This is a genomic window from Acidovorax sp. Q11 (genome assembly GCF_054950075.1).
The window spans coordinates 55733-64655 of sequence record NZ_JBUDZG010000024.1; the positions used below are offsets into that span (position 1 = coordinate 55733).

An 8923-nucleotide genomic window follows, 5' to 3' on the forward strand; every position below is an offset into this window, starting at 1 on the left:
GTCCCAGTCAGGCAGCAGGCGCCGTGGGCCTGTCGATGAACGCCCAGCTGCGCTGGGCGCCAAACACCGCATCCGGATAGGGAGAGCGGCCACGGCTGCCGTTGTAGCGCCCCAGGGCCATGAAAAGATCACCCCGCTCCCGGTCGATGTAGTGGCGCAGGATCACGCAACCGAAACGCAGGTTGGTCTGCATGTGGAACAGCTTGCCCGCATCACCATCGCCGATCACCCGCGTCCAGAACGGCATGACCTGCATGTAACCCCGGGCCCCCACGCTGGACACGGCAAATTTGCGGAACCCGCTCTCCACCTGGATCAGCCCGAGGACCAGCGATACGTCGAGCCCCGCACGTTTGGACTCGTACCAGACCGTCTGGAGAAAATCGCGGCGCACCTCCCATTCGGGCTTGCGGCGGCGCAGCCGGTCGCTCTGGGTACCCAGCCAGCGCAGGTAGTGCAGGCGGGCTTCGGTGGTGAAGAACTCGGGCTCGGGCGGCGCCTGGTTGGCGATGGCCGAACTCAGCGCCGTGCGCACGGAATCCATCAGGGGCTCTTCGAGCTGCCCGCCCGCATGTGCCGCCTGCGGCGCGGCCAGCCAGGCTGCCGGTGCCGCGAGCGAGGCTGCGGACAGCAGGCACGCGCGCCGCGAGAGCCCAGCCACGGGACCGGGTTGGACCGTGAGGGATGCGTTGGTGCCCCGCTCCTCGCTCATGCTCATACCACCATGCGGCCCTTCACATGGGCCAGGATGTCGGCCACCGCCACCTTGGTGGCGGCCGTGTCGCGGCGGTGCTGGTACTCGACCACACCTTCCTTGAGGCTCTTGTCGCCAATGGTCACGCGGTGCGGCACGCCGATCAGCTCCCAGTCGGCAAACATGGCGCCGGGGCGCTCGCCACGGTCGTCCAGGATCACATCCACACCGGCGGCCAGCAGGTCAGCATAAAGCTGCTCGGCCGCAGCCTTGACAGCCTCGCTGCGGTCCATGCCCACGGGGCAGACCACCACGGTGAAGGGCGCAATCGCGTCGGGCCAGATGATGCCGCGCTCGTCATGGTTTTGCTCGATGGCGGCGGCGGGCAGGCGCGTGACGCCGATGCCGTAGCAGCCCATCTCCAGCGGCTGGGGCTTGCCGGTTTCGTCCAGGAAGGTGGCGTTCATGGCGCGGCTGTACTTGGTGCCCAGGTAGAACACATGGCCCACTTCGATGCCACGCTCGATGGCCAGCTCGCCCTGGCCATCGGGGGAGCGGTCACCCGCCACCACATTGCGCAGGTCGGCCACGGCATCGGGCTCGGGCAGGTCGCGGCCCCAGTTCACACCGGTGATGTGGAAGTCCACCTCATTGGCGCCGCAGATCCAGTCAGCCATCAGGGCGACTTCGCGGTCGGCCACGATCTTCAAAGGCTTCTTCAGGCCGATGGGGCCCAGGTAACCGGGCTTGCAGCCGAAATGGTCTTCGATTTCGCCCACCGTGGCAAAACGGAAACCCGCCAGCCCCGGCACCTTGCCCACCTTGATCTCGTTCATGTCGTGGTCGCCGCGCAGCAGCAGCAGCCAGACCTGGCTCTTGACAATCTCGCCTGCCTCGTTGGTTTCATCTGTGGCCAGGACCAGCGACTTCACAGTGGTGCTCAAAGGCACGCCCAGCAACTCGGCCACGTCGGCGCAGGTGCTCTTGCCGGGGGTGGCGGTCTTGGTCAGTGCCTGGGCGGCTGCAGCGCGCGGGCCCGCAGGCGCCAGGGCCTCGGCCTTTTCCATGTTGGCGGCGTAGTCGCTCTGTGGACAGTAGACGATGGCGTCTTCGCCCGTGGCGGCGATCACCTGGAACTCTTCGGACAGGTCGCCACCGATGGCACCGCTGTCGGCAGCCACGGCGCGGTAAGCCAGGCCGAAGCGGTCAAAAATACGGCGGTAGGCTTGGGCCATCACCTGGTAGCTGGCCTTTGCGGCCACCTGGTCGCGGTCGAAGCTGTAGGCGTCCTTCATGATGAACTCGCGGCCGCGCATGAGGCCGAAGCGAGGGCGGCGCTCGTCGCGGAACTTGGTCTGAATCTGGTAAAAGTTCTTCGGCAGTTGCTTGTAGCTCTTGAGCTCCTGGCGTGCGATGTCAGTGATCACTTCTTCGCTAGTCGGCTGCACCACGAAGTCACGGCCATGGCGGTCCTGAATGCGCAGCAGCTCGGGGCCCATCTTGTCAAAGCGGCCCGTCTCTTGCCACAGCTCCGCGGGCTGCACCACGGGCATGGTCAGCTCCACAGCGCCCGCGCGGTTCATTTCTTCCCGCACGATGGCCTCGACCTTGCGGATGACCCGCAGGCCCATGGGCATGTAGTTGTAGATGCCAGCGCCCAGCTTCTTGATCAGCCCTGCCCGCATCATGAGTTTGTGGCTGACCACTTCTGCGTCGGCCGGAGCTTCCTTGAGGGTGGAGATAAAGAATTGGGAGGCTTTCATCGGAATCGATTTCAGGCGGATCAGAGCAGTCCACTTGCTGTGCGCTAGGCGCCGTGCATAATGGACACAGTTTAAAAATTTGGGGTTTGATTATGCTTGACCGGGACGGCTTTCGGCCGAACGTCGGCATCATCCTGCTCAACCAGAGAAACCAGGTGTTCTGGGGCAAGCGCATACGCACCCACAGCTGGCAGTTTCCGCAGGGTGGCATTGACCGGGGTGAGACTCCCGAGCAGGCCATGTTCCGGGAACTGCACGAAGAGGTGGGATTATTGCCTGACCACGTGCGCGTGGTGGCCCGCACCCGGGACTGGTTGCGCTATGAGGTGCCTGACCGGTACATCCGCCGCGACGCGCGCGGACATTACAAGGGCCAGAAGCAAATCTGGTATCTGCTCCAACTGGTGGGCCACGACTGGGACTTGAATCTCCGCGCGACCAACCACCCCGAGTTTGATGCCTGGCGCTGGAATGACTATTGGGTGCCCCTGGACGTGGTGGTCGAGTTCAAGCGGGGGGTCTATGAAATGGCCCTGACCGAACTGGCGCGCTACCTGCCTCGGCAAGAGCAACGCAACCGCTATCTTCGCAGCGGCATGCGCACACGGGAAGGCGAACATGCGGGGACCAGCATGTACCGCACCGGGTCCATGCTGATCAACCCGGGCATGGAACTCCCCCCCGGCGCCAGTTTTGATCCCGACCCTCAAAACAGCATGCCGGCTGAACTCGATGGGATTCCCCCCTTGATCACAACGCCCCGCTGACCTCCGTCCCCACCAACAAAAATGCCTGCAGTGAGCAGGCATTTTTTATGGTTTGTGGCTGCGGAGCCGTGCGCAAACGCAAAAAAACAATCCGGCAATCACGCGCCCATGGCGAGCACCAGGTTGTCGCGGTGCACCATTTCTGGCTCTGCCATATAGCCCAGCAATTTTTCAAATTCGGTCGAAGGCTTGCGGCACAGAAGGCGCGCTTCGGCGGCCGCATAGTTGGCCAGACCGCGCGCAATCTCGACCCCAGAGGCATCCCGCACGGCAATCACGTCGCCGCGCGAAAAATCCCCCTCCACCGCCGTCATGCCAATCGGCAGAAGGCTCTTACCCTCGTCGCGTACCTTGGCGGCAGCCCCGGCGTCCACCACCACGGAGCCTCGCAACTGCAGGTGGTCTGCCATCCACTGTTTGCGCGCTTGTTTTTTCTGGGTTTGCGCAACCAGCAAGGTCCCCAAGGACTCGCCCCTCACCAGACGCAGTAGCACATCGGGCTCCCGCCCCCAGGCAATCACGGTGGACGCGCCTGAGCCTGCGGCGCGCTTGGCCGCCAGGATCTTGGTGATCATTCCGCCCCTGCCGATGCTGGACCCGGCGCCCCCGGCCATGGCCTCCAGGGCCAGATCGCCCGCCTTGGCTTTGTGCACAAATTGTGCAGAGGGGTCCCGACGCGGGTCAGCGGTGTACAGCCCCTTTTGGTCCGTGAGAATGATCAGTGCGTCGGCCTCGACCAGATTGGCCACCAGCGCCCCCAGGGTATCGTTGTCGCCAAACTTGATTTCGTCGTTGACGACCGTGTCGTTCTCATTGATCACCGGCACCACGCCCAGGCGCAGCAGCGTGAGCAAGGTGGAGCGCGCGTTCAGGTAGCGCTCGCGGTCGGCAAGGTCGGCGTGGGTGAGCAGCACTTGCGCGCTGCCCATGCCCTCTTCGCGCAGCTTGGTTTCGTACATTTGCGCCAGACCCATCTGCCCCACGGCGGCGGCGGCCTGCAGCTCGTGGATTTCCTGCGGTCGCGTGGTCCAGCCCAAGCGCTTCATGCCTTCGGCAATCGCGCCACTGGACACCATCACCACCTCACGCGCCACCCCGCCATCGCCGCGCACCAGGGCCGCCAGCTGGCGGCTCCATTCACCGATGGCCGTTTCATCCAGGCCACGGCCCTCATTGGTCACAAGGCTGGAGCCCACCTTGACCACGATGCGGCGGGCATCTCGCAATACGCTGGAAACCATTGTTTGAATCATTTTTGGCTGCTACCGCGCACCCATCAATCGCTAGCAGCTATTAAAAATATAGCAATCAGGCAGAAAGGCCCAGAGACCTATCACATCAGGTGGACGCGTCTCCGGCAAACCGGGGATCCACTTCCACAGGCTCGTTTTCTGTGCGCTGCTCCAACTGCACATGGCGAAAGATCGCGTGGATCAGAGACTCGCAGCCTTCGCGCGTGAGAGCAGAAATCTCAAACACCGGCCCCTTCCACTTGAAGCGTTTCACAAAATCTTTGACACGCGCCTCGCGCTCGTCGTCCGGCACCATGTCCAGTTTGTTCAGCACCAGCCAGCGGGGTTTGTTGTAGAGCTGCTGGTCGTACTTCTTCAGTTCGTTGACGATGGCCTTGGCCTGCGCCACCGGGTCCACCGCGTCATCGAACGGCGCCAAATCGACGATGTGCAACAACAGGCGGGTGCGCTGCAGATGGCGCAGAAACTGGTGGCCCAGCCCCGCTCCCTCCGACGCTCCTTCGATCAGGCCCGGGATGTCCGCCACCACAAAACTTTGCTCCGGCCCCACGCGCACCACACCAAGATTCGGGTGCAGGGTCGTGAAAGGGTAGTCGGCAATCTTGGGCCGCGCATTGGAAACCGCGGTGATGAAGGTGGACTTGCCAGCATTCGGCATGCCCAGCAGGCCCACATCGGCCAGCACCTTCAGCTCCAGCTTGAGGTTCTTTTTTTCACCCGGCCAACCCGGCGTCTTCTGGCGGGGCGCACGGTTGATGGCACTCTTGAAGCGCAGATTGCCAAACCCGCCATCGCCGCCCTTGGCGATGGTGATCACCTCGCCCGGATTGAGCAACTCATACAGCACCTCACCCGTTTCCGCGTCGGTGATGATGGTGCCCACGGGCATTTTCAGGGTGATGTCGGCCCCTGCGGCGCCAAACATGTCTGAGCCCATGCCATGTTCGCCACGCTTGGCCTCGTGCCGGCGCGAGTAGCGAAAGTCCACCAGGGTGTTCAGGTTGGGGTCGGCAACGGCAAACACATGCCCGCCCCGCCCCCCATCACCGCCATTGGGTCCGCCAAATTCCTTGTACTTTTCGTGCCGAAACGACACGCAGCCATTGCCACCGTCACCGGCTGCAATGTCAATAAAGGCTTCATCGACGAACTTCATGGAATATCCAGTTTACAAAAGGGCGCCGGACAAACCGGCAGCCAACCGCCGATTGTGGCGGAACAGCGGAACGCCTTCCAGACGCCGCAGGCAGATGGCATGCGAGAGCCACCCGTACAGACCAAACAACAAAGCCCCGGCAAAGCGGGGCTTCGTTGCTTGCCGGAGGAAAAATCCTCAGGCGGGAGTCACATTGACCGTGGACTTGGACAATGCACCCTTGGTGCCAAACGACACGTGGCCGTCCACCAGGGCGAACAAGGTGTGATCCTTGCCGACGCCGACGTTGGTGCCGGGGTGGAAACGTGTGCCACGTTGGCGCACGATGATCGAGCCAGCGCTGATCAATTCACCACCGAACGCCTTGACACCCAGCATCTTTGGCTTGGAGTCGCGCCCGTTTCGCGTAGAGCCGCCGCCTTTTTTCTGTGCCATGACTTAGCTCCTTCGCTTAAGCAGCAATCGCACCGATTTGCAGTTCAGTGAACTGCTGGCGATGGCCTTGGCGTTTTTGATAGTGCTTGCGACGGCGCATCTTGAAGATGTGCACCTTGTCGTGCTTGCCGTGGGCCACGACAGTGGCTTTCACGGTTGCGCCGGACACCAGGGGCGTACCAACCTTGAGTTCAGCGCCGTTGCCGACAGCCAGAACCTGGTCGATCACGATCTCCTGGCCTACGTCCGCAGCAATCTGTTCTACTTTAATTTTTTCGCCGGAAGCAACGCGATACTGCTTGCCGCCGGTTTTTATGACCGCGTACATGTTGACCTCTTGATATGAGTTCCGCAGACGAATTTCTGCAGAGCCCGCGAGTATAGCGCATCAGTTTGCGCAGGTCCACCCCTTCAAAGACGAACGCAACGCGCGCCCTTCAGGCTGCGATGACCCTGTCCAGGTCTTCCTATAATCCGGGGCACTTTCTGTGACCGCCATCTTGACTGACCATACCGCCCCCGCAGCCTCTCCCCTCACGCTCGTTGCCCAGGACATGCACGAGGTCGACAAGGTCATTGAGCGGCGCCTGACGTCCAGCGTGCCGCTGGTCGCCCAGATATCGCAGTACATCATTGCCGCCGGTGGCAAGCGCCTGCGGCCTGCGCTGTTGCTGATGGTGTGCGGTGCCCTGGACTACCGCGGCGCCCATCGGTTCAGCCTTGCAGCGGTGGTCGAATTGATCCACACCGCCACATTGCTGCACGATGACGTGGTGGACGCATCGACACTGCGCCGGGGGCGCCCCACAGCCAACGAGACATTCGGAAATCCAGCCAGCGTGCTCGTGGGCGACTTCCTGCATACCCGCTCCTTCCAGATGATGGTGGAGGCGGGGAGCATGCGGATCATGGAAATCCTCTCCGAAGCCACCAACGTGATCGCCGAGGGCGAAGTGCTTCAGCTCATGAACATGCACGACGCCTCCCTGGATGAGGCAGGCTACCTGCGCGTGATCCGCTCCAAAACAGCCAAGCTGTTCGAAGCCAGCGCCAGACTTGGCGCCGTGCTGGCCGATAGCACACCCGAGATTGAGGAAGCTTGCGCTACATATGGACAGGCGCTGGGCACAGCCTTTCAGATCATTGATGACGTCCTGGACTACGACGGCGACTCCGCTGAAATGGGCAAAAACCTGGGCGACGACCTCCGAGAGGGCAAGTCAACGCTGCCATTGATTGCCGCCATGGAGCGAGGCACCCCCAGCCAGACACTCATTGTTCGCCAAGCCATCGAGCAAGGTTCAACAGAACAATTGCGTGAGATCATTCAAATCGTCCGGGCCACTGGCGCCCTGGACGTTACGCGGGCAGCCGCATTCGCCGAGGCCCGTCGGGCCATGGCCGCTGCAGAGCAACTTCCAGCCAACACCCATTCAAAGGGCTTGCTAGAATTGGCCGCGCAATTGCTCGCGCGGCGCAACTGAAGCGCGCATTACACCCGCCAATGGGTGCTATGCATTCAACGGGGTGTAGCTTAGCTTGGTAGAGCGCTACGTTCGGGACGTAGAGGCCGGAGGTTCGAATCCTCTCACCCCGACCAGACAAAAAGCGGAAAAGCCCAAGTGAATCAAGCACTTGGGCTTTTTGCTTTTGAACGGCATTCATGTCGTTTCAAAGCAAATTTCCTGGGCCGGTGTCCCAAATTTGTCCCAAGACTCCACATGGACATGAATGGCTGCGCTAAGGCGGCGCCCGCTTAGCCTTTGACAGCCTGGAAATTGCTCGCTACTGTCATGCACAACCATGTGCATGCTGCCCTACCTTCCAGCCCCCAAGCAGGCGCGCCAGATTGTGCGAGCGCTGGCCATGGACATGGGCTGGCGGTTCACGGCAGTTGGCGCACTGCTCGCGGTGCTTATGTTTTGGGTCGTGCCGCATGCGCCTGATTCGATCTCGGCGCCCCTGACGCAGCTCATGGGAAGCTGGGTGCTGGCTTGCATTCTTGGCACGCTGGCCGCGATCTTTTATGCCTGGGTGCCGGCACACGACGAGCTGATCCGCCGCAAGAACGAGCCCTACTACGAGGGCATTCGCGTCCGCTGGGCTGCGTGGGTCGATGAGTTCGCCTCCGCCCCACTTCTCCGGGCTACCCCACCGCCCCGCGCCCGCCATCGCTGAACTTGCGTCGCAGCGCGCACTTGCGCTGCCATGGCGACCCTGTCGCCCAACGCTTCGCGATGGTGAAGAAGATGACCAAACACGCAGCCACCCAGACTGGTGGCGTACCTAGATGCGTTCTGATTGAAGAACTGTCGACCCTGATCGGCAAGGCCGAAACCACGATCCGGACTTGCGCGACCAACGAGAAGTACAAGCACCTGATCCCCAAGCCGTTCAAGATGCCGAACAGCAGGCGCCTGTGCTGGTGGGAGCATGAGGTGCTGGCCTGGATTGAATCCAATCGACCGGCAGAACCGCCTCCACCCAAACGCCCGCGCGGACAACCAACCAAGGTGGAGCAATTGGCCCGTGAACGGTGGGCTCGAACTTCCTCAGCTCGCGCGTGCGAGGCCGGAGGCGGGCAATGAGCGCCGAAAAGCTGATCAACGCCAGCGTCGCCATCAGCATGGACGCCCCCTCCGGTGATGAGCGGATGTTCTGCCACTCAATCATGAGCCAGATCGGACTGCCTCGTACGCAGGTCCATGGCCGCGAGTTCCACCACAGCTGTTGATTTCCACGCAAACCTGACCCACCATTTCCATCTCGATCTGACCCACCCTTGTTCGTGAACTTCACGCTCACGTTGTGGATAAGTTCTTGGCTATCTTCTCCTTCTTGGTGGTCTGTGGTGG

The 8923-nt window shown here is 62.1% G+C and carries 11 protein-coding genes and 1 tRNA gene; 6 read left to right on the plus strand and 6 right to left on the minus strand.

Annotated elements, in window-relative coordinates; all coding sequences use genetic code 11:
* Window positions 1-7: 7 nt before the first annotated feature.
* Entirely contained in the window at window positions 8-712 is a 705-nt protein-coding gene (locus ACYZGB_RS17245) for a lytic transglycosylase domain-containing protein (RefSeq protein WP_462390054.1), read from the minus strand.
* A 2-nt stretch (window positions 713-714) separates the two neighbouring features.
* Window positions 715-2457, minus strand: coding sequence for a proline--tRNA ligase (locus ACYZGB_RS17250; RefSeq protein WP_462390041.1), 1743 nt, complete (start codon window positions 2455-2457; stop codon window positions 715-717).
* A gap of 92 nt (window positions 2458-2549) precedes the next feature.
* Between ACYZGB_RS17250 and ACYZGB_RS17255 the strand changes: the two genes are divergently transcribed.
* The gene (locus tag ACYZGB_RS17255; RefSeq protein ID WP_462390043.1) at window positions 2550-3224 is read left to right on the plus strand and encodes an RNA pyrophosphohydrolase; all 675 of its coding nucleotides are present in this window, start codon (window positions 2550-2552) and stop codon (window positions 3222-3224) included.
* A 98-nt stretch (window positions 3225-3322) separates the two neighbouring features.
* Here ACYZGB_RS17255 and proB read toward each other — a convergent pair whose 3' ends face one another.
* The 4 genes from proB to rplU all read right to left on the minus strand — a co-directional run bounded on the left by proB (window position 3323) and on the right by rplU (window position 6396).
* Window positions 3323-4465 (minus strand): glutamate 5-kinase, encoded by a 1143-nt coding sequence (gene proB / locus ACYZGB_RS17260; RefSeq protein ID WP_462390056.1) that lies wholly within the window; start codon window positions 4463-4465, stop codon window positions 3323-3325.
* Window positions 4466-4562: 97 nt separating this feature from the next.
* Entirely contained in the window at window positions 4563-5633 is a 1071-nt protein-coding gene (cgtA, locus tag ACYZGB_RS17265; protein WP_462390044.1) for an Obg family GTPase CgtA, read from the minus strand.
* 177 nt (window positions 5634-5810) lie between these two features.
* Window positions 5811-6068: a 50S ribosomal protein L27 gene (gene rpmA / locus ACYZGB_RS17270; RefSeq protein ID WP_005794180.1), complete on the minus strand. Its 258-nt coding sequence runs from the start codon at window positions 6066-6068 to the stop codon at window positions 5811-5813.
* A gap of 16 nt (window positions 6069-6084) precedes the next feature.
* A complete protein-coding gene (gene rplU, locus ACYZGB_RS17275) occupies window positions 6085-6396 on the minus strand; it encodes a 50S ribosomal protein L21 (protein ID WP_005794184.1) in 312 nt (103 codons plus the stop codon).
* A gap of 226 nt (window positions 6397-6622) precedes the next feature.
* Between rplU and ACYZGB_RS17280 the strand changes: the two genes are divergently transcribed.
* The 5 genes from ACYZGB_RS17280 (at window position 6623) to ACYZGB_RS17300 (ending at window position 8802) form a co-directional block, all read left to right on the plus strand.
* The gene (locus ACYZGB_RS17280) at window positions 6623-7552 is read left to right on the plus strand and encodes a polyprenyl synthetase family protein (protein ID WP_462390046.1); all 930 of its coding nucleotides are present in this window, start codon (window positions 6623-6625) and stop codon (window positions 7550-7552) included.
* A gap of 39 nt (window positions 7553-7591) precedes the next feature.
* A tRNA-Pro gene (locus tag ACYZGB_RS17285) sits at window positions 7592-7668 on the plus strand.
* Between the two features lie 209 nt (window positions 7669-7877).
* A complete protein-coding gene (locus tag ACYZGB_RS17290; RefSeq protein WP_462390048.1) occupies window positions 7878-8246 on the plus strand; it encodes a hypothetical protein in 369 nt (122 codons plus the stop codon).
* Window positions 8247-8305: 59 nt separating this feature from the next.
* On the plus strand, window positions 8306-8656 hold the full coding sequence (locus tag ACYZGB_RS17295; protein WP_462390050.1) for a hypothetical protein: 351 nt from the start codon (window positions 8306-8308) through the stop codon (window positions 8654-8656).
* Window positions 8653-8802 carry a hypothetical protein gene (locus ACYZGB_RS17300; protein WP_462390052.1) on the plus strand — a complete coding sequence of 50 codons (150 nt, stop codon included), beginning with the start codon at window positions 8653-8655 and terminating at the stop codon, window positions 8800-8802. Before ACYZGB_RS17295 ends, ACYZGB_RS17300 begins: the two co-directional genes overlap by 4 nt.
* Window positions 8803-8923: the final 121 nt, after the last annotated feature.

Excerpts from the sequence above, each read along its gene's own strand:
- proB (WP_462390056.1), bottom strand. The coding sequence starts at position 4,465 with ATGGTTTCCAGCGTATTGCGAGATGCCCGCCGCATCGTGGTCAAGGTG.
- ACYZGB_RS17255 (WP_462390043.1), top strand. The coding sequence starts at position 2,550 with ATGCTTGACCGGGACGGCTTTCGGCCGAACGTCGGCATCATCCTGCTC.
- rpmA (WP_005794180.1), bottom strand. The coding sequence starts at position 6,068 with ATGGCACAGAAAAAAGGCGGCGGCTCTACGCGAAACGGGCGCGACTCC.
- ACYZGB_RS17250 (WP_462390041.1), bottom strand. The coding sequence starts at position 2,457 with ATGAAAGCCTCCCAATTCTTTATCTCCACCCTCAAGGAAGCTCCGGCC.
- cgtA (WP_462390044.1), bottom strand. The coding sequence starts at position 5,633 with ATGAAGTTCGTCGATGAAGCCTTTATTGACATTGCAGCCGGTGACGGT.
- ACYZGB_RS17280 (WP_462390046.1), top strand. The coding sequence starts at position 6,623 with ATGCACGAGGTCGACAAGGTCATTGAGCGGCGCCTGACGTCCAGCGTG.
- ACYZGB_RS17245 (WP_462390054.1), bottom strand. The coding sequence starts at position 712 with ATGAGCGAGGAGCGGGGCACCAACGCATCCCTCACGGTCCAACCCGGT.
- rplU (WP_005794184.1), bottom strand. The coding sequence starts at position 6,396 with ATGTACGCGGTCATAAAAACCGGCGGCAAGCAGTATCGCGTTGCTTCC.
- ACYZGB_RS17300 (WP_462390052.1), top strand. The coding sequence starts at position 8,653 with ATGAGCGCCGAAAAGCTGATCAACGCCAGCGTCGCCATCAGCATGGAC.
- ACYZGB_RS17295 (WP_462390050.1), top strand. The coding sequence starts at position 8,306 with ATGGTGAAGAAGATGACCAAACACGCAGCCACCCAGACTGGTGGCGTA.
- ACYZGB_RS17290 (WP_462390048.1), top strand. The coding sequence starts at position 7,878 with ATGCTGCCCTACCTTCCAGCCCCCAAGCAGGCGCGCCAGATTGTGCGA.